1 protein-coding gene is annotated in these 1,166 nt (G+C 40.7%); it reads left to right on the top strand.

Annotated elements, in window-relative coordinates:
• The coding region (locus ACVLVH_RS24190; RefSeq protein ID WP_498950477.1) for a hypothetical protein at positions 1-880 on the top strand (880 nt) is incomplete at its 5' end.
• Between the last annotated feature and the right edge of the window lie 286 nt (positions 881-1,166).

Raw genomic sequence — 1,166 nt, forward strand, 5'->3', positions numbered from 1 at the left:
ATTAAGTGGTGGCAGTGGCAGGGGGGTGAAACGAAAGCAAAGTGTTGAGCCTGGGCCGTCAGCGGCTAAATCAAGCCGGGGTTCAGAGGCCGATATAGAAATCGACGAAAGACTACTTGAGCGAGCACAAAGAAAAACTGAACTAAATGAATTAACTCCACAGCAATTAAATATATATCTTAGAGAACTTATTGCGATTGAAATTCAGAGTGGTGCCATAAATGAGAGCCTAGGAAACGCAAGAGCATTTAAAATTGTAGAAAAACTGGGTGAAGATAATTTGAGCCCTGCGTTTATGAAAAAGCATAACGCGGCTTATGAAAAAGCCACAACACCTCAGGCACCTCAGGCACCTCAGGCACCTCAGGCACCTCAGGCACCTCAGGCACCTCAGGCACCAACCAGGCTTCGACCTCCGCTTGAGCGAATGGTGCTCTTGTCAAGAGATCAATATCCTAATGAGTTATATCATTACACAAGACAAAGAACATATGACTCGACGAGAGGCGCAGATCCTATACTGAATTATTCTACAAAGGATAAACATCGAAAGATACCTAAAGGTAATGAGGGTGTTTTCATGACAGATTTTTCACATGATGGTCAAGAAAGAAGAACGGTAGCAAATAATATTATTCCAGGCCCATACAGAAGACCACATGAGAAGCCAGATCTAGTTGGTTATTTCTATAAATTTGACCCTCAAAGAATGCCGGATGAATTCAAGATATACAAGTCTGATGATCCTGCCTCACCAAATGAATACTTAGTGAGGGGGATGAGTGATGATGAATTTGGCATACGCATTCTAGATAAAGGAGAAAGAAAGGGAAATAATATGCCTTATTTAATAGAGCATGGGCCTACAGTTGACAATTGAAGCATCAATGGATGCTGACAGTTTCTTTATAGCATCATTTATTTTACCTTATTGATTTGTAGCTCCAGGATCCCGGAAAGAGCATCGACTTACATCAGGTAAATAATTAAAAAACCTATAAAACAACAAGATTCTATATTTTGATTATCATGTTGTTTTTTTGAATCGTAATTAAGAACACTTCCCGACTAAACTATCAGGATACATATTATGAAGCTACCTCCCCTCCCTCCGTCGCGCGTCCCGGATAAAAAAAGTGAGATGAATATTTCCACTCTTCCTCTCG

The organism is Kluyvera sp. 1366, assembly GCF_054823405.1.